Source organism: Streptomyces ochraceiscleroticus (assembly GCF_000720485.1).
GTDB classification, from domain to species: domain Bacteria; phylum Actinomycetota; class Actinomycetes; order Streptomycetales; family Streptomycetaceae; genus Streptomyces; species Streptomyces ochraceiscleroticus.
In genome coordinates, this window is record NZ_JOAX01000015.1 from 74,851 (window position 1) to 93,521 (window position 18,671).

Annotated in this window: 10 protein-coding genes; 4 read left to right on the top strand and 6 right to left on the bottom strand. The window is 71.5% G+C overall.

Annotation, left to right across the window (positions count from 1 at the left end):
- The first annotated feature begins 149 nt into the window (after positions 1-149).
- Positions 150-1,166, top strand: coding sequence for a LacI family DNA-binding transcriptional regulator (locus IG84_RS0119925; protein WP_031058939.1), 1,017 nt, complete (start codon positions 150-152; stop codon positions 1,164-1,166).
- Between the two features lie 29 nt (positions 1,167-1,195).
- Here the strand turns inward: IG84_RS0119925 and IG84_RS0119930 are convergent, their stop codons facing one another.
- From IG84_RS0119930 to IG84_RS0119955, 6 genes are all read right to left on the bottom strand, one after another.
- Positions 1,196-2,059 (bottom strand): polysaccharide lyase, encoded by an 864-nt coding sequence (locus tag IG84_RS0119930; protein ID WP_031058941.1) that lies wholly within the window; start codon positions 2,057-2,059, stop codon positions 1,196-1,198.
- 71 nt (positions 2,060-2,130) lie between these two features.
- Complete coding sequence (locus IG84_RS0119935; protein ID WP_031058944.1) at positions 2,131-3,819, bottom strand: right-handed parallel beta-helix repeat-containing protein; 1,689 nt, start codon at positions 3,817-3,819, stop codon at positions 2,131-2,133.
- A 78-nt stretch (positions 3,820-3,897) separates the two neighbouring features.
- Positions 3,898-5,703, bottom strand: a complete 1,806-nt coding sequence (locus IG84_RS0119940; protein ID WP_031058945.1) for a right-handed parallel beta-helix repeat-containing protein — start codon at positions 5,701-5,703, stop codon at positions 3,898-3,900.
- Positions 5,700-6,932, bottom strand: coding sequence for a glycosyltransferase (locus IG84_RS0119945; RefSeq protein WP_031058948.1), 1,233 nt, complete (start codon positions 6,930-6,932; stop codon positions 5,700-5,702). Before IG84_RS0119945 ends, IG84_RS0119940 begins: the two co-directional genes overlap by 4 nt.
- A gap of 77 nt (positions 6,933-7,009) precedes the next feature.
- Positions 7,010-7,906 (bottom strand): Rossmann-fold NAD(P)-binding domain-containing protein, encoded by an 897-nt coding sequence (locus tag IG84_RS0119950; protein ID WP_051862042.1) that lies wholly within the window; start codon positions 7,904-7,906, stop codon positions 7,010-7,012.
- A gap of 749 nt (positions 7,907-8,655) precedes the next feature.
- The gene (locus tag IG84_RS0119955; RefSeq protein ID WP_031058954.1) at positions 8,656-10,053 is read right to left on the bottom strand and encodes a tetratricopeptide repeat protein; all 1,398 of its coding nucleotides are present in this window, start codon (positions 10,051-10,053) and stop codon (positions 8,656-8,658) included.
- A gap of 513 nt (positions 10,054-10,566) precedes the next feature.
- On the opposite strand from IG84_RS0119955, the gene IG84_RS0119960 reads away from it, so the two are divergent.
- From IG84_RS0119960 to IG84_RS0119970, 3 genes are all read left to right on the top strand, one after another.
- Complete coding sequence (locus IG84_RS0119960; protein WP_031058956.1) at positions 10,567-11,553, top strand: alpha/beta fold hydrolase; 987 nt, start codon at positions 10,567-10,569, stop codon at positions 11,551-11,553.
- Positions 11,554-12,671: 1,118 nt separating this feature from the next.
- A complete protein-coding gene (locus IG84_RS0119965) occupies positions 12,672-15,167 on the top strand; it encodes a Pls/PosA family non-ribosomal peptide synthetase (RefSeq protein ID WP_382467425.1) in 2,496 nt (831 codons plus the stop codon).
- Positions 15,168-15,398: 231 nt separating this feature from the next.
- The gene (locus IG84_RS0119970; protein ID WP_031058960.1) at positions 15,399-18,650 is read left to right on the top strand and encodes a non-ribosomal peptide synthetase; all 3,252 of its coding nucleotides are present in this window, start codon (positions 15,399-15,401) and stop codon (positions 18,648-18,650) included.
- Positions 18,651-18,671: the final 21 nt, after the last annotated feature.

Sequence of the window (18,671 nt, forward strand, 5' to 3'; positions counted from 1 at the left end):
GCACTCATCGCGTGTGTCAATGACTTGAACACAGGCGGGAGTTGACGCTCCGCTCAGCACACTGCCCGAAGGCGGTACGGGGCGCGCCGGAGGTCTGGCACAATGCGCTGGTGAACGGGGCGGGGACGGGACACGGCGGGGGTGGCGCGATGCCGGGCGGACAGCGGCCGACGATAAAAACCGTGGCGGCACGCGCCGGCGTCGGCCGCACCACGGTCTCCCGCGTCATCAATGGTTCGACGCTCGTCAGCGACGAGGCCAGGGCCGCCGTCCTGGCCGCCATAGCCGAGCTGAAGTACGTACCGAACTCCGTCGCCCGCGGCCTGGTCACCAGCAGGACCAACTCCATCGCGCTGGTCATTCCCGAATCGGAGTCCCGGCTCGGCGCCGAGCCGTACTTCGCCGCCGTGATCCGCGGCGTGAGCACCGGCCTCGCCGACACCCGGACCCAGCTCCAGCTCATCCTCGTCCGTGACCAGGGCGAACGCGACCGGCTCACCGCGTCCGTCGCGGAGCGGCGGGTGGACGGCGTCCTGCTGGCCTCGGTGCACGAGCACGACCCGCTGCCCGCGCTGCTGGAGGACATGGGCCTGCCCACCGTGCTCGCCGGCCGCCGCGCACCGGGGGAGACGCTGAGTCACGTCTGCGCCGACAACGTGGGCGGCGCCCACGCGGCCGTCCGGCACCTGCTGGAGCGCGGCCGCACCAGGATCGGGACGGTCACCGGGCCGATGGACATGGACGTCGGCCGCGGCCGGCTCCAGGGCTGGCAGGACGCCCTGCGCACGGCCGGTGCGCGGCCCGAGGAACGGCTCGTGGCCCGCGCCGACTTCACCGAGGAGGGCGGCCGGGCCGCCGTGCGCACGCTCCTGGACCGCGTCCCGGACCTGGACGCCCTCTTCGTGGCCTCCGACGTGATGGCGGTGGGCGCCCTGAGCGAGCTGCGCGCCCGCGGGCGGCGCGTCCCCGAGGACGTGGCGGTCGTCGGCTTCGACGACTCCTTCCTCGCCCGGCACACCCATCCGCCCCTGACGACCGTCCGGCAGCCCGTCGAAGAGCTCGGCACCACCATCGCCCGCGTCCTGCTGCGCGAGATCGCCGACCCCACGGCCCCGCGGCAGCACCTCACGCTGCCCACGGAGCTGGTGGTCCGCGAGTCCTCCTGAGAGCCCGTGCCCGAACCCGCGCGCGGGGGTCAGTCGCGCCGTACCGGACCGATGCGCTCGCGCGAGACGGCGAACGCCGCGAAGTCCGCGTAATCCGCGTCGGGCGTCGCCCAGCTCGGGTCCGAGCCGCCGAAGAAGGTCGAGAAGAACACGCCCTCGATCTGCAGCTTCTCCGAGGTCCGGAACTCCAGCTCGTCCTCGCGGAGCACCCGGCGGCCGTCGAGGAACACCTCGACTGAACCGTTGTCCTCACCCGGGGTGTTGAGCCGCACGGACTGTTCCACGCAGACCCAGCGGCCGGTCGGCCACTTCCACTTGCCGCGGCCGAGCGAGGTGCCGTGCTCCACGGAGGTCGGCAGGTACGCGTACACCTCGCCGCGCCCCTTGCGCCGCCACATGTACCGCGTGGACAGGCCGTTCTCGCCGTCGGGGATGTGCCGGCCGCCGGTGACCGAGCCGCCGTACAGGCCGGGCAGCTTGCCGCCCTTGACGAAGTCGAAGCCCTTCGGGAAACGCAGGTAGTAGCGCAGGTGGAGGGAGTCGGTCGGGCCCGAGCGGAGCGGCAGGTAGAGCTGCGCGCCGCCTTCCGGGCGGCCGTAGCGGCGGGCGACGGTGGGGCTGGCCGAGCGGGCCGGATAACGCACCCGCAGCACCGGCCCGTACACCGGATGGTGCCGCAGCGCGGCGCGGGACAGGCCGAAGGAGCCCTCCTCGCGCGGCCTGAGCCGGGGCCCGAAGAACCGGGCCACCGCGGCGGTGTCCCAGTCGAGGGAGGAGCCGGGGGAGGGGTCGTCCGTTTCCCGCGGCGGGGGTTTCTCGTCCGAACCGGAGCACGAGGCGAGGAGGGCGGCCAGCGAGGCCGCTCCCGCGGCGACGAACTTCCGACGGTCCATGGGCCGGGTGCTCCTGTCCTGGCTCGGGGGCATCGGCCGCCCCGCCGCACGGGCGGCGGGGCGGCCTGCTGTCAGGCGGCGGCGATGCGGTAGGACACCGCCGAAGTGCTCGCCTGCTTGGCGCGCAGGGTCACGGTGCCCATCGAGTCCGCCTTTCCGGTGGCCACGGTACGGCCGTCCGCGGTGAGCTTGTACGAAGCACCCGGTTTCAGGCCAGTTGCGGTGAACGCCGCGGAACTGGCCGAGTCCAGCTGCACGTTGACCGGGTTCTGGTCGCGGAAGGCGATCGACCCGGGCGTGCCGGAGTCACCCTTGACGGAGTACGTCAGCCTGGACGGCGCGGTGTTCCGGTCGAAGTACGTCCCGGTGGTCTGCTGGGTCAGCGCCCCGGAGGCGAGCGTGCCGGTGAAGGTGTTCCCGCTGAACGTCAGGTCGTCGCTCTGCCCGATCTTCAGGACGTTGCTCCCGCTGCCGTCGAAGGTGTTGCCGGTGAACGCCAGCCGGGCCGGCCTGCCGGTGTCGTTGGTGTACACGGGCTTGTCCGAGCCCTGGTACGTGTAGACGGCGTACTGCCCGCTGTCCGTGACGGTGTTGTTCGCCGAGGTGATGTCCTGCGAACCGACGCTGTAGCGCAGCCCGAACTTCGCCCGCGTGACGGTGTTGTTCTCGATGACGTCGTCGCTGCTGTCGAAGACCGCGATGCCCGCGCCGTTCGGCTGGTCGTGGACGTTGTTGTCGCGCACGACGGAGTCGGTGACGCCGCGGTGCAGCATGATGCCGTGCACCTGGTTGTCCGACGCGTCGTCGTCGCCCGGCGGCAGGTAGGGCGGGATGCCGTTGTGGTCGCTCTCGTTGCCGACGATCTCCAGGTGGTCGCACCGCTGGGAGCAGATGATCCCGTGATTGCCGTTGTCGTGCGCGTGGTTGTTGGTGATCGTCAGGTAGTCCGAGTCGTCGTGCGGGTCCAGCCCGTACGCCACGTTGTGGTCGTACTCGTTGCGGTCGAACGTCATCCCGTAGGCACCGAAGGTGTAGGTGCCCATGTAGTTGTGGTGGAAGCGGCTGCCGATCTGGTCGCCGAACACGTCCAGCTTGTCGCAGACGTCCTGGTGGGTGATGTCGCAGCCGCGGGCCTTGTACGCCACCCCGTAGCTCTCGGCCGCGTAGTAGCCGAGGTACCCGATGTCGCTGTGGTAGATGTTCATCGTCGACTCGCGGGGCGTGCCGTCGGTGTCGAGGTAGGACAGCGCCCGTATGAAGGCCCGTCCGCGCTCCCCGGAGGCGGCGGAGGGATCGGTGTCCGGCCCGTTCGCCTGCTCGTCCCAGGAGGTGATGTCCACGCGGTCGATGTCGATGGTGCCGTACTGCGCGGTGATGGAGGCGACCTCGGTGGGCCCGCCGCCCGCCGGGCTGCTGAGCCGCAGGGTGTCCACCTCTCCGCCCGCGGCGGAGCCGTGCAGCTCCAGGGTGGCGCCGTTCTGGATCACCAGGTTGGCGTCCAGTTGCCAGGTGCCGGGCGAGCCGTCGACCTGGTGCAGGGGAGCGCTCGGGCACAGTGTGCTGATGCCGGAAGGCGACGACGTGCCGGACATGAGATAGAGGGTGTTGGTACTGGAGGCGTACCGCACCTGTCCGGAACAGGCCGCGGCCTGTGCGGGCGGGGCGAGCACGCCGGTCAGGCCGGTGACCAGCGTGCCCGCCGAGAGCAGGACGATGCCCGCGCGCAGGGTTCTGATGACGCCGGATGAGCGGTCGGTCATGGTGTGCGACTCCTTCTCCGGTTCTCCGGCCGCCGTCCCGGTGGGGCGGCGGCCGGTGTGTGCACGGCTGACGTTGCGTCAGGCCGTGTTCTCCACATGTCCGGCGACCTTGGGCCGTGGGGTGCCACGGTGCCGGACGTGATGGAGGGTCTGCAGGACGACGGCCAGCGCGAGCGCCACCAGTGCGGCGAAGCCCAGCCAGGGGAACGGCGGCATGGTGATCTCGGTCTTGCCGTGCCGCTTGACCTCGCCGTCCCCGTCCAGGGCCACCGGGGCCCGGACGCGGGAGTCGGTGAGGTCCAGCAGGGACCGGGCGTCCGCGTCGATGCCCTGCCGCTCGGCCAGGATGTCGAGGGACTTGCCCGAGGCCCGGACGCCCTCCGCGAGATGCATGCCGCGGTGGGAGCTGCCGATCGACACGTTCTCCAGGCGGGCCGCGGCACCCAGGTCGACGGCCGTGGTGCCGCCGGACAGGGCGCCGCCGGTGACCCGCAGCCCGGGGGAGCTGGAGGCCAGGCCCTTGCGGCTGGCCTCGCTGACCCGGACGCCGTTCAGGGTGATGTGCCGGGTCGCCCCGGAGACGAGTACGCCGGTCTCGCCACCGTCCACCCGGACGTCGCGCAGCGCGACCCGGTCGGCCCCGCCGCCGATGGCGATGCCGGTGCGGTTGGCGGACAACGAGGTGCGTTCGACGCGGACACGGGAACCGGTGATGCCGATGCCGCGGTCGAAGCCGCTGAGGGAACCGCCGGAGACCGTGGCGCCCCCGATGCCCTCGGCCAGCAGGATGCCGGGCTCGCTGCCGTTGTGCCCGGTCAGCTCGGGATCCTTGACGGAGACCGTGCTGTCGCCGCCGGAGACGCGCACCGCGGCGCGCGAGGAGCTCTCCACCGTGGCCTTGTGCACGACGCACTGCCGGCAGGACGTCAGGTCGATGCCGCCGCCCATGTCGAAGTGGGAGGTGGGGGAGGTCAGCCGCAGGCCGCGCTGGAGCGTGGCCTTGATCCCGGCACCGTCGTTGTCACGGGTGCTCAAGCCGGTCAGGCTGCGGTTGTCGGTACCGCCGAGGGCGATGCCCGTACGGCCGTTGGACTCGGCCACGAGGCCGCTCGCCTTGGTGCCGCTGTCGCCCTTGAGCACGATGCCGTCCTCGGTGGCGCCGGTGGCCGTGATGTTCTTCAGGCTGACGTCCTTGGAGCCGGCCAGCCGCAGCCCGGTGTGGTTGTCCTCGAACGTCGTGCCGGTCGCCGAACCCGTGCTGCCCCGCGCCCAGGTGACGCCCGACTGGTCGGCGGTCGTGGACTGGCTGACCCGGCCGAACCCGCTGACGGTGGCGTTGCGGAAGTCCATCCGGCCACCCGCGCCCATCGAGAGGTACGGGCGCCCGGGCGCACTGGCGGGCGCGGGGCTGGAGCCGTCCTCGGCGACCGAGGCCAGCGTGGTGCTGTCGACGTCCAGGGCGGCCCGGCTGCCGCTGATCCACGTCCCCGACCTGGCCGTCCGCCCCGCGGTGAGCAGGACCTTCTTCGTCCGGTCGTCGATGCGCAAAATGGTGTCGGGGGCGAGCAGCATGGCGGTACGGATGCGGACGGTGGACGGCCGGCCGGGCTCGGAACCGATCCACTCCCGGCCCGCGTTGGCGGCCAGCCAGCCCAGCGAGACGGACGGCGTCCCCGGGTACAGCCGGCGCACGACGACGCCGTGGTCGAGCAGGCTCACACTGCGCGGCCGCAGCACCATCAGCTTGTCGGGCTGCCCGGTGCGCTGCCAGGCGGCGATGTCCTCGGGCAGGCCGACGGCCGCCGCCGGCGTCCCCTGGACGCCGACGGCCAGGACGGCCGAGAGGGCGGCCGCGGCCGCCCCGAAACGGTGTACGGTTTTCATGCGCCTGCCTCCGAACCTGCGGCCTGCGGTGAGGTCCGCACCGCGACACCGTTGACGACGGACACCTGCCGGGTCAGCCAGCGCTGCCTGCGGATGGTCAGCAGGGCACAGATCTTCACCCCGGCCATCAGGAACGACACCAGCACGAAGCCGGGGACGAGGAAGAACGACGACGGCCTGCGCACGAGGTGCGGGAGCATCTTCATCGCCCGGCTGATCCACCACCAGGCGGCCAGGCAGGCCACGAAGAACCAGTCCTCCCGCACGATCGCCCAGATCATGAAGAACGGCGCGATCAGCAGCGTGAAGCTGCTCACCGCCTTGTCGGCCATGGTGAAGGCGAGGAACGGATGGCGCCGGATCCAGCGGGACGACAGCGCTCTGAGGTCTGATCTCCAGGTGTTGCGGGACCAGCGCAGCCGCTGCTTCATGAAGATCCGCCAGGTGCCGGGGAAGGTCGACCAGACCCGGGCGGAGCGCTGCATGTACGTACGGTGGCCGCGCGCCAGGGTCAGCGTGGTCAGCCGCTTGTCGTCGCCCGACATGCACGGCACGCCCATGAACGTCTCGTGCATGAACTCGTCGGATATCTCCAGCAGCAGCTCCCGGCGGTAGACCGCGGTCCGGCCGGAGAGGCAGGAGACGGCCCGGCCCACGGCGGTCTGGGCCGCGTTCTCGTCGAAGTACCGGTAGTCCAGGTACATGTCGTTGACCCGCTGCAGGAATCCCCGCGGGTTGTAGACGTTCTGCCGGGTGCCGACGCCGCCGACCTTCGGGTCGGCGAAGGGCTTGCACACCTCGGCGGCCACGTCGTCCGCCCAGATGGTGTCGGAGTCCACCAGCGCGACCAGGTCGGTGCTGCACGCCTCCCAGCCGCGGCGCAGCGCGTCGCGCTTGCCGGGCACGTCGGTGATGACGACGGTCACGGGATAGCGGGCCGCGACCTCCTTGCACGCCTCGTCGGTGACGTCGATGACGAGGACGACCTCCTCGACGTCGTTGGCCAGCCAGGACTCGATCGCGTGCGCGAAGATGTCGGGGTCTTCCTGGTACACCGGGACGACGATGCTCAGCGGCAGCCGGAAGTCGTTCCGCACCGGGCGGTACAGGGCGGCCGGCGCGCGGCGCACGAGCCAGCAGCCCCAGCGCACCAGGCCCAGGATGCCCAGCGGCAGGTAGACCAGGTAGTACCGGAAGTCGTAGAGCGTGGTGTCTAGTAGGGCACTCATGGTTCCGTTCTCGATGACGGGTGAGCCGAGGCCGGGCAAGGGGGGAGTGGGGGCTCTGAGGGGGGTGTCCGCGACGGTCAGGCCAGTTCGGCGGCCAGTTCGTCCGCTTCACGGTCGGCCCGCTCGATCAGCGTGTCGTTGACCTGGACCACGGCCTTGAGCAGCGGCATGTCCAGGCTCAGCGACTCGGCGAGGCCGAGGAAGCCCTGGGTGTCCTTGGGCAGGCACACCCCGCCGTACGGCGCTCCCCCGCGGATGCCGTAGAGCGGGTTGTACGAGCCCTCGGCGGACCGGGCCACGGTCTGCGCGATGGGGTCGAGGTCCAGCCCGAGGGTCTGGCTCACCAGCCACATCTCGTTCCAGAAGCTGATCTTCGTGGCGTTGTAGATGTTGTGGGCGCACTTGACCAGCTCGGCCGCGGCCGGGTTGGAGAAGGTACGCAGCTCCCCGCCGAACGGCGCCAGCAGCTCGGTCAGCCGCTCCACCGTCCGGTTGCTGCGGGAGGCGATCACCGTCATCCACGGGTGCCGGAAGTCCTCCAACGCCGTGGCGGCGCGCAGGAATTCGGGGTTGCCGGCCAGTGAGAAGCCCTCGCCGACGGACTTGCCCGAGTGCTTCTCCAGCAGCGTCTGGACGAGGCCCTCGGTGGTGCCCGGCGGCACGGTGGACCGGACGACCACGGTGTGGTCACCGGTGGCGTCGGCCAGGGCCGCGCCCACCGAGGCGGTCCCGTCCTCGAAGGCGGTCAGGTCATAGCGGTGACCGACGTTGGGCGTGGGCAGCGTGAGGAAAATGAAGGCGTCCGGTGCATTACGCAGATCGAGCACGTCACGCGCGTCCAGCTCCTGCGAGCGCAGGTATTCGAGCCGCTGGTGTGAGATGTCGATGAAGGTCACCTCGTGGCCGGCGTGTAAAAAGCCCTTACCGGTGGCCGTGCCGACGACGCCGGAACCCACGATGAAAATACGTGCCATGGTGCTGTCCTCCTGGTGGATGTGCGTGCTCGACGCGACGCGACAGTGGTAACGAAAAAGGTGCGGGCCGGAGGGAACCGATCCGATGTCACGGCCGTCGGAGCAATGGCGCACGGGGCGGGCCCGCGCGTTCCGGTGAGCTCGGACGGGACAGTGCTGCCGGGTGCGTCAGGCCCCCCTGCCTGATCAGCATGTATGCATCCTCCGCCGGACGGCGCCTGTACGACTGCGTGACGATGTGAGCGCTGAGTCGCACTCTGCACTCATCGGGACGGACAGTACAGAAGCCGACTTACTGAGAGGGCAGGAAATTGCCGTGAATCCTGAATTCCGTATGCCCGGCTCCGGTACGGGTCCAAAGGCGTCGATATCCTGCGGAAAAGCGCTGATCGGAGCGGGAAACCGGCAGGCCGGAACTCCGGCCGGTGAGCCGGGCGTACGCCGTGCTCTCGGTACGGACACCGGGGCATGACAAGCGTTTTCGTGGGCTGCGTGCCGGGGCCATCGAATTCAGTAGGTTGTCCGAATCGGCGAGAGTGCCGGGACCGGTAATCAGACGCGCGGAATCCCTATTCCGTGGCGTCATGGAAAGCGCCCGTCACGTCCGTCCCTGCCGCCTCCCCGGCAGCGCGCGGCGGAGGCGGGCCGCACCGCGCTGACCTGGGCGGGCGCGGTGCGTGGCGGATCGAGTGCGGCGTGTGGCGGCGGAGCGCGCGCCGCTGGCCGGAACCGTCACGGCGGGCCGTCCGTCACCACGCCGCCTGGGCAGCGGCCTTCTCGCGCGCCGCCGCGGCCCGTTCCGGATCGCCGAGCTGCTCCTCCAGCCGCGCCTGCGCCGACCAGTTGTACGGGCAGACGGGGCGCAGCTGGATGCGCTCGCTCAGCAGCGTGCGCGCCAGTTCCGTACGGCGTGCGCGGAGCGCCGCCTCGACCAGCGTGCGCTGCACGGCGTCCCGCTGCGCGTGGCTGCCGCCGAAGGTGTGCAGCCGGTGCCGTACCGGCAGCAGCAGATCGACGGCGCGGCCGTACTCCTGCCGCCCGTACGCGATCAGCGCCCGGCACACCGGCAGTCCGATGTCGGCGGTCATCGCGCGGTTGGACACCGCCGGCGCGGCCCCGGCCAGCCACCGCTGCCGGTCCGCCACCAGCCGCTCGGCCAGTCCGATGCGGCCCGCGCCCACGTACGCCATGACCGCGTGCGCGTCGTTGAAGGCGTAGTGCGCGCCGTCGTCGCGGCGCTCCCACGCGTCAGCGAGCCGCGCCCACCGCACGCCCTGGTCCTCGCCCGCCAGGTACAGCCGCCACAACAGGGCGGCGGCGTCCAGCAGTTCCATGGCGACGCCCGCGGACTCCTCGTGGTGCAGCGCCGCGTCGTAGATCTCCAGCACCCGCGCCGCGTCACCCATCTCCAGCGCGTACAGGGCGTAGTGCCACCAGTTGTGCACGGTCAGCAGGGTGCCGTCGGACCAGTCCTCGGTGCGCGCGTCGAGGAAGCGGATACCGTCGGTGAAGCGGCCCCGCATCTCATACGTGTGCACCACGCCGTGGATCGCCCACACGTCGTGCGGATGGCGCGCGAGCGCTTCGAGGCCCGCCTCCTCCGCGCGCTCGTAGTGCCCCGACTCCTCCAACCCGAAGGCGTACATGCCCAGCAGCGGGCCGCGGTGCGGGTCGTCCGGCTCCCAGGCGCCCAGCGCCCCGCCGATGCGGTCGCGCAGGCGCTGGGCGTCCCCGGTGAGGAAGTCGTGCTGGTGTCCGGCGAAGAGCGCCAGCACATCGCGGGGGTGGGCGACGGTGAGGTCACCGAGCAGGCGTCCGGCGCCGTGCAGGTCCCCGTCCAGCCAGGCGGCCGCGGCGGCGAGATGCATCCGCTCCCGGGACGTGAGCGTCTCCTCGTCCAGACCGGAGCGGAAGCGGAGGAAGGTGTCCCGGGCTGCGGCCGCGTCCTTCTCCTCCGTACCCAGCACACCGAGGTACGCGGCCAGCACCTGCCCCATCACCGACCGTGGTGATGCCGCCAGCGCCGCGTCGGCCGCTTCGACCACCTCGGGCCGGAAGAACACCAGGTGGTCCAGGGCCCGTTCGTAGTGGACGAGCGCATCGGCGCCGGTGTTGCTCATCCGGTGCCCGTGCCGGTCCGCTGTCATAGGTCCCTCCTGCGTAGCCGGTCCGCCTGCCCTCAGCGATGGTGGACGACCGGCGGCCGCCGGGAGCGGAATCCGGTCCCCGAGGGCCACCACCCGTACCAGGCCAACGATTACTGTGCCCTCCCGGACACGATCCGGACACCGGCCGTCCGCCGCCGGCCCGCGCGCGGGCGCCGCGGCCGCGCCGCCACCAGCACGCGCACGGCCGCCGCGCCCGCCCGCCGTCCGGGCGGTCCCCGGGCTGGCTCTGGGCGATTCGGTCAGCGGGACCGGGGCCGGAAAACGGGGGCCCGGCCCGCCGCGCGGCACACGTCTGTACCCACACAGCCCAGCCGCCGCGACAGTCACCGGACATCCCGGGCGGGCCCCGGGCCCGCACCGCCACGGAAGCGGCCGGAACCGGGCACCGGCACACCCTCTTTGCCGGACCGGCAAGAAAGCTCGCCACCGCCACGCGGCCGCCCGATGATCACGGAAAGCGGGACCACGCCCGCTTACACCGCAGGAGGAGACATGCCGCAGCCGACTCCCGTACAGCACCGCCTGGTCCGCACACCCGGCGGCCGTATCCATCTCGTGGAGCAGGGCACCGGCCCCCTGGTCCTCTTCGTCCACGGCTTCCCGGAGTCCTGGTACTCCTGGCGCCACCAGCTCCCGGCGCTGGCCGCCGCGGGCTTCCGCGCGGTGGCCCTCGACGTCCGGGGGTACGGCCGCTCCTCCGCGCCCGCCGCGGTCGACGCGTACCGGATGCTGGACCACGTCGAGGACACCGCCGCCGTCATCGAGGCCCTCGGCGCCGGGAGCGCGATCGTCGTGGGCCACGACTGGGGCTCGCCGATCGCCGCCCACACCGCATTGCTCCGGCCGGACCTGGTCACGGCCGTCGGGCTGCTGAGCGTGCCGTACGCGCCCCGGGGCGGGCCCCGGCCCACCGAGGCGTTCGCCGGGCTCGGCGGCGACGAGGAGTTCTACGTCGGGTACTTCCAGCAGCCCGGCCGGGCGGAGGCCGAGATCGAACCGGACGTCCGCGGCTGGCTGGCCGGCTTCTACGCCGGGCTCTCGGCCGACACGATGCCGCGCGGCGGCGAGGGCAGCCTCTTCTTCGTGCCCGAGGGCGGGCGGCTCCGCGACCGTTTCCCCGCAGGCGTCCTGCCCTCCTGGCTCACCGAGGCCGATCTCGACGTGTACGCCGGGGAGTTCGAGCGGACCGGCATGACCGGCGCGCTCAACCGTTACCGCAACGTCGACCGGGACTGGGCGGACCTCGCCCCCTGGGACGGCGCGCCGGTCACCCAGCCGGCGCTCTTCCTCGGCGGCACCCTCGACGCCTCCACCACCTGGATGAGGGAGGCCATCGAGGCGTACCCCACCACCCTGCCCGGCCTGGTCTCCTGCCACCTCCTGGAGGGCTGCGGACACTGGATCCAGCAGGAACGCGCCGAGGAGGTGAACCGCCTCCTCATCGACTGGCTCCGTTCCCCGGCCGTGGGAGTCGGCTAAATCACACACCGTGCGACGGCGCCGCCGGGCAGGCACCAGCACCGGGAAGCGGCTGGTGCCCCTCGTTGCACTCGCGGCGGCGGGCGGTGGGGCGCACTCCGGTGTTGACAGCGGGGGGTGCGCGCGGGCGCATGCTCGTTGCGTGCGCCCCCACCCCCTCCGGGCCGTGGCGTGTGAGGCCGCCCGGTTCCGTTGTGCAGTCCTGCTACCTGCACAAAAACCTGTGGGTGAACCGCTTCCGGCCGAGTTCGGCCACCGGATGGTTCCCAGGTCCGGGCGTGCTTAATCTGCTGTCACCACCTATGCGCGTCTCGAGGGGGAGCCGTGCTCATGACGTCGATGCAGGGTTACGACAGCCTGGTTGGTAGGGGGGAAGTGCCCGGGTCGGGGGGCCCAGGCACTCACGGGGAACGGGGGGAATTCCTGGATCGCTCGCCGTATGACGAGCGTTCGCCGTACGAGAGGCCGGCTCCGGCCGTGCGCGCCGCGGGGGCGTGCTCGGCGACCGTGCCGCCGCGCCGTGTCCCGTCGCGTCGGATGACCTGTTCCGCGCCCTTCGGGCGGGCCGCGGAGAGCCACCGCACGCGGCGGTCTGACCCGGCGCGCAGCAGACGCCTGACGAGGTGCGGATACCTTGACCGGGCCGCTCTGAAGGCCGACTTCACCGGCCGGGGCGTCGCTCCGGACGCAGCGCAGGGTCTGGACACCGTGCCGGGCTCCAGCCACCGCACCGAGGATCCTCACCCCACAGAGGATCCGGGCCACGCCGAGGACGACGGCGAGAGCGATCACCACGACCGCACCGGAACCCGGGCAGCGCACGCCTTGACGGCGGGCCCGGCGGCGGGCGGCGGCCGTCCGCCCCTTCTCTCCGTGCCTCGCGGCCGTTTCCTCCCTTGTACGGGGAGTCGGCCGCCGAGGGCGTCGATGATTCCGCCGTACTGGCGGCAGAGCTGTCCGGGCCCAGTGCCCCGCCCCGATTCCGGCTCGCCGTCCACGGATTCGCACCAGTCCCCCCACCGCACAGGCCGAATGCCTTGAATTCGACCACAGCCGACGACATTGACTTACTAGGAGCTCACGTGGTGGGAAAACCTGCCGAGATTTCGGCAGCGGATCTGGTTGAATCTTCAACTATTAATAATGGGAGCAATGGAAGCACCGTGCCGGAGACGACCGGCACCGAGCGAATCCTCGCCGAGGTGCTGGCCGGTGTGGTGAGCGCCGAGCGGGTGCCGGTGGACAGCCACTTCTTCGACGACCTCGGCGCCAACTCCCTCGTGATGGCGCAGTTCTGCGCGCGGATCAGGAAGCGCGGCGACCTGCCGTCGGTCTCCATGAAGGACGTCTACCGCCACCCGACCATCCGCAGCCTGGCCATGTCCCTGCCGGTCCTCCCGCCCGCCACCGCCGAAGAGCAGGCACCGGCCGTCCCCGAGGACCCGGCGCCGGCCGGCAGCACGCCGCGGTACGTGCTGTGCGGTGCGCTCCAGCTCCTGATTTTCCTCGGCTACTCCTACCTCGCCGGACTGGTCACCATCCGCGGCTTCACCTGGGTCTCCGCGGGCTCCGGCCTGACCGGCATCTACCTGCGGTCGGCCCTTTTCGGCAGCGCCGGATTTCTCGGCATGTGCCTCTTTCCGGTCGCGGCCAAATGGATTCTCGTCGGCCGCTGGCGGACCATGGAATTCCCGGTGTGGAGCCTGGCCTATCTGCGTTTCTGGACGGTCCGGGTACTGATCCACGCGAACCCGATGAGGTTCTTCATCGGCAATCCGCTGTACGTGCTGTACCTCCGGGCCCTCGGCGCACGCATCGGCAAGAACGTCACGATCCTCTCGCCCGCCGTCCCCGTCTGCACCGACCTGCTCACCATCGGCGCCGGCACGGTGATCCGCAAGGAGGCGTACTTCCTCTGCTACCGGGCGCACGCCGGGCGGATCCAGACCGGCCCCGTCACCCTCGGCCGGGACGTCTTCATCGGCGAGCGCACCGTGCTGGACATCAAGACGTCGATGGGCGACGGCGCCCAGATCGGTCACGCCTCCGCGCTGCAGAGCGGCGAGGCCGTGCCGGCCGGGCAGCGGTGGCACGGCTCACCGGCGCAGCGCACGGACGTGGACTACGTACGCGTCGCACCGGCCGGCTGCAGCACCCTGCGCCGCTTCGGGTACGGCTTCCTCACCCTGGTCCAGGTGTGCCTCGTCTACGTGCCGCTGAGCGTCGGCGCGATGTACTTCCTGCTGACGGAGGTCCCCGCACTCGGCAGGTGGCTGGGCCCCGGCACAGAAGGGCTCACCTCGGCGGCGCTGTACCTCGACGCGCTGGTCATCTCCGTGGTGGTGTTCTTCGGCTTCACCCTGCTGGGCATGGTCTGGCTGTTCACCGTGCCGCGCCTGCTGAACCTGATGATCGAGCCGGACAAGGTGTATCCGCTGTACGGCTTCCACTACTCGGTGCACCGCGCCGTCACGCGGATGACCAACAACAAGTTCTTCAAGTGGCTCTTCGGCGACAGCTCCTACATCGTCCACTACCTGCGCTACCTCGGGTACAACATGTCCCGGATCGAGCAGACCGGGTCGAACTTCGGCACGGACGTGGCGCACGAGACCCCGTTCCTGGCCACCATCGGCAGCGGCACGATGGTCGCCGACGGACTGTCCATCATCAACGCCGACTTCTCCAGCACGTCCTTCCGCGTCTCCACGGCGGAGATCGGCGCGCACAGCTTCCTCGGCAACTTCATCGCCTATCCCTCGGGCGGCAGGACGGGGGAGAACTGCCTGCTCGCGACCAAGGTGATGGTGCCGCTGGACGGCGAGATCCGCGAAGGGGTGGGGCTGCTCGGCTCGCCGAGCTTCGAGATCCCCCGCACCGTGGAGCGCGACACGCGCTTCGACCACTTCCGCACGGGCGAGGAGTTCCGCAGGCGGCTCGCCGCGAAGAACCGGCACAACACCGTCACGATGGCGCTCCATCTGTTCCTGCGGTGGGTGCACGTCTTCGTGCTCACCGTGCTGGCCGTCGCGGCGATCGAACTGTACGGCGTGGTCGAGCAGTTGCTGATCGCGGCGTACATGGCGCTCAGCATGGCCTTCACCGCCGTGTACTTCAGCATGACGGAGCGGGTCATCCTGCGGTTCCGTTCGCTGCGGCCGCAGCTCTGCTCCATCTACGAGCCGTACTTCTGGTGGCACGAGCGCCTGTGGAAGGTGCCCGACAACCACTTCAACGCCTTCAACGGCACCCCGTTCAAGAACCTGATGTGGCGGATGCTGGGCGTCCGGCTCGGCCGGCGGGTCTTCGACGACGGCTGCTACATCACCGAGCGAACCCTCACCGCCATCGGGGACGACGCCACGCTCAACATGGGGAGCAAGATCCAGTGCCACTCGCAGGAGGACGGCACCTTCAAATCCGACCACAGCACCATCGGCGCCGGCTGCACGCTGGGCATCGGCGCCCTGGTCCACTACGGCGTGACGATGGGCGACGGCGCGGTACTGGCCGCCGACTCCTTCCTGATGAAGGGCGAGGAGATCCCGCAGCACGCACGGTGGGCGGGAAACCCGGCCGCCGAAACGCACCGGGCGCCCCAGCGGACCGCATGACCCAGCGACCACCGCACATGCCGGACGACATGAACCGCGGTGCGCCGACCGGGACGGAGCAGCGGCCCCCTGGCACGGAGAGGGCGGCGGGGCCGCCGCCATCGGCACGTACCGGGAACCGGGCACCGAGGCCGGCCGGGGGGCCGGCCAGGAAACCGACGACAACGACCGCGCCGCTCCGGACGGCGGCGCGCGGCACCGTGACAGCGGTGCACGGAGGGGGAAGATCCCATGGCAATGCCGGCTGAGAGCGGTCGGGAATTCTGGCGGGGTGTACTCGTGGGAGGCGGCGCCACCGCGCTCCCGCGGTGGACCCGGCATCCGGTGCCGGGCGTCGCCGAGCAAGTGGCGAGCGTCCCGGCCGAGGTGGTCACGGCGGTACGCCGGCTGGCGGAGGAGCTGGCGGTGCCGTTCGACTCACTGCTGCTGGCCGCGCACGCCAAGGTCCTCGCGGCGCTGGCGGGCGAGCGGGACGTGGTGACCGGGCATGTCGCCGTACGGGACGGCCGGCCGCTGCCCTGCCCGCTGACGACCGGCGCCGCCACCTGGCGGGCGCTGGTGCACGACGTGGACCGCGCCGTCTCCGAGCTGCTGACGCACCGTGAGTTCCCGGTGGAGGAACTCCGCCGCGAACTGAGCGTCACAGGGCCGGAGTTCGAGACGGTGTGGGACCCGACCGGCGGCGAGGGCGAGCCGACCGGTAACACCGTGCTGTGGATGGGCGTCACGGCACGCGGCGAGGAACTGGTACTGCGGCTGCGGTACCGCACCGAGGCGCTGGACGCGGCGTGCGTGGACCGGATCGCCGGCTACCACCGCCGCGCACTGGCGCTGCTGGCCGCCGGGCCCGACGCCGACCACACGCGGCAGAGCCTGCTGTCCGCGGGCGAACTCCGCCACCAGCTCGACGAGCTGGCCGGACCGCAGCGCGAGCTGCCCGACGCCCGCTTCCACGAGCTGTTCGAGCAGCGGGTACGCGCCCACCCGGACGCCGTCGCCGCCGTACAGGGCACCCGGCAGTGGACGTACCGGGAGCTCAACGCCCACGCCAACCGGCTGGGCCGCGCCCTGCTGGCCAGGGGCCTGCGCCGGGAAGGCGCCGTCGCCGTGGTCACCGAACGCAACCTGGACTGGATGGCCGCCGTGCTGGCGGTCTTCAAGGCCGGCGGCGTCTACCTGCCCATCGAGCCGCACTTCCCGGCCGACCGCATCGCCACCACGCTCTCCCGGGCGGAGTGCGGCCTCGTGCTGACCGAACCCGGCAGCACCGGCACCCTGGACGAGGCGCTGACCGCCGTGCCCGGCGCCCGCAAGCTCCTCATCGGCACCGCGTACGAGGAAGGACACACCGAGGACGACCTCGGCATCGTCATCGAGCCGGACCAGCTCGCGTACATCTACTTCACCTCCGGCTCCACCGGCGAGCCCAAGGGCGCGATGTGCGAGCACGCCGGGATGCTCAACCACCTCTACGCCAAGATCGAGGACCTGGGCATCGGCGAGGGACAGGTCGTCGCCCAGACCGCACCCCAGTGCTTCGACATCTCGCTGTGGCAGCTCGTCTCCGCACTGCTGGTCGGCGGCCGCACGCTGCTGGTCGGACAGGACGCGGTGCTGGACGTCCAGCGGTTCATCGACACGGTCGCCGAGGGCCGGGCCGGCGTGGTCCAGGTCGTCCCGTCCTACCTCGAAGTCGTGCTGTCCGCGCTGGAGGCGGCGCCCCGCGAACTGCCCGACCTGCACTGCGTGTCCGTCACCGGAGAAGCCCTGAAGAAGGAGCTGGCCCAGCGGTTCTTCACGGTCCTGCCGGGCCTGAAGCTGGTCAACGCCTACGGCCTCACCGAGACCTCGGACGACACCAACCACGAGGTGATGCTCCGCGCGCCCGAGGGCGACCGGGTGCCGCTCGGCCCCGCCGTGCGCAATGTGCACGTCCGCGTCGTCGACGACCACCTCGCCCCGGTACCGCTCGGCGCCCCCGGCGAGATCGTCTTCTCCGGTGTCTGCGTCGGCCGCGGCTACGTGAACGACCCGGAGCGGACCCGGCAGGCGTTCCTGCCCGACCCGCACCGCCCCGGCGCCCGGCTGTACCGCAGCGGGGACCGGGGCCGCTGGCAGGCGGAGGGCAAGCTGGAGTTCCTCGGCCGCCGGGACACCCAGGTCAAGATCCGCGGCTTCCGCATCGAGATCGGTGAGATCGAGAACGCGCTGCTGCGGATGGACGGCGTACGGGACGGCGCCGTGGTGGTCGCCGAGCGCGCCGACCGCAGCAAGCACCTCATCGCCTTCTACTCCGGACGCGAACTGGAGGTCACGGTGCTGCGCCAGGGGCTGGGGGAGTCGCTGCCCGGCTACATGGTGCCCGCCGCCTTCCACCACCTGGACAGCCTGCCGCTGACCGCCAACAGCAAGATCGACCGCAAGGCGCTGACCGCGCTGGCCGGCCGGCTGGGGATGGCCGAGGAGGACTACCACGCACCGCGCACCGCCACCGAACGGCGGCTGGCCGCCGCCTGGTCCACCGTGCTCGGCATCCCGCAGGAACGCATCGGCCGGCGCGACCACTTCTTCGACCGCGGCGGCACCTCCCTGTCGGCGGTGAAGCTCGCCGTCACCCTGAAGCGCGCCGTCTCCCTGAAGGACGTCACCCGCCACCCGGTCCTCGCCGACCTGGCCGACGTGGTCGACGGCCGCTCCGTACGCCGCGAGGGACTGCTGCACGCCCTCGCGGAGCCGGGCGGTGGCACCGCCGGGGCGCTCGTGTGCTTCCCGTACGCCGGCGGCAACGCGGTCAACTTCCAGCCGCTGGCCCGTGCCCTGCGCGGCACCGGGCGCGCGGTGTACGCCGTGGAACTGCCCGGGCACGACCTCGCGGCACACAGCGAGCCGTTCGCGTCCCTGGAGGACGTGGCCGAGCAGGCCGTCACCGAGATCGTCCGGCGCGGCCTGGACAACGTACTGCTGTGGGGCCACTCCTCGGGCACCGCCTTCGCGGCCGAGACGGCCCGGCGCCTGGAACAGCGCGGCGTGACCGTCCAGCGTCTCTTCCTCGCCGCCCAGCTGCCCGGCGACGCCGCCGCCCGGCGCGCCGCCATGACCGTACTCGCCGCCCGCGACAACGCGCGCATCGCCGCGCAACTGTCGGCGGAGGGCGGCTACACCGAACTGGAGGAGCTGGACGCCCAGCGCGCCGAGCACGTCGGCGCGGCCTACCGCCACGACTGCCTCGCCGCCCACCAGTACTTCGCCGGCCTGCTGCAGGACCCGCCGGCGGAGAAGCTGTCCGCACCGGTCACCGTGGTCGTCGCCGCTGACGACCCGGTCACGGCCGACGCCCGCCTGCGCCACCTCGACTGGCAGCTGCTCGCCGAGGACGTGACGCTGCACGAACTGGCCGACGGCGGCCACTACTTCCTGCGCACCCGCCCCGACCGGGCGGCACAGGCCGTACAGGCCGCCGCCGCTTTGTTGGCTTCTTCTTGATAACAACGAAAGGAAGATCGG

Bases quoted from the DNA above. Each gene is read 5' to 3' on its own strand.
- IG84_RS0119955 (WP_031058954.1), bottom strand. From the start codon at position 10,053: ATGACAGCGGACCGGCACGGGCACCGGATGAGCAACACCGGCGCCGAT.
- IG84_RS0119950 (WP_051862042.1), bottom strand. From the start codon at position 7,906: ATGGCACGTATTTTCATCGTGGGTTCCGGCGTCGTCGGCACGGCCACC.
- IG84_RS0119935 (WP_031058944.1), bottom strand. From the start codon at position 3,819: ATGACCGACCGCTCATCCGGCGTCATCAGAACCCTGCGCGCGGGCATC.
- IG84_RS0119940 (WP_031058945.1), bottom strand. From the start codon at position 5,703: ATGAAAACCGTACACCGTTTCGGGGCGGCCGCGGCCGCCCTCTCGGCC.
- IG84_RS0119925 (WP_031058939.1), top strand. From the start codon at position 150: ATGCCGGGCGGACAGCGGCCGACGATAAAAACCGTGGCGGCACGCGCC.
- IG84_RS0119970 (WP_031058960.1), top strand. From the start codon at position 15,399: ATGGCAATGCCGGCTGAGAGCGGTCGGGAATTCTGGCGGGGTGTACTC.
- IG84_RS0119960 (WP_031058956.1), top strand. From the start codon at position 10,567: ATGCCGCAGCCGACTCCCGTACAGCACCGCCTGGTCCGCACACCCGGC.
- IG84_RS0119930 (WP_031058941.1), bottom strand. From the start codon at position 2,059: ATGGACCGTCGGAAGTTCGTCGCCGCGGGAGCGGCCTCGCTGGCCGCC.
- IG84_RS0119945 (WP_031058948.1), bottom strand. From the start codon at position 6,932: ATGAGTGCCCTACTAGACACCACGCTCTACGACTTCCGGTACTACCTG.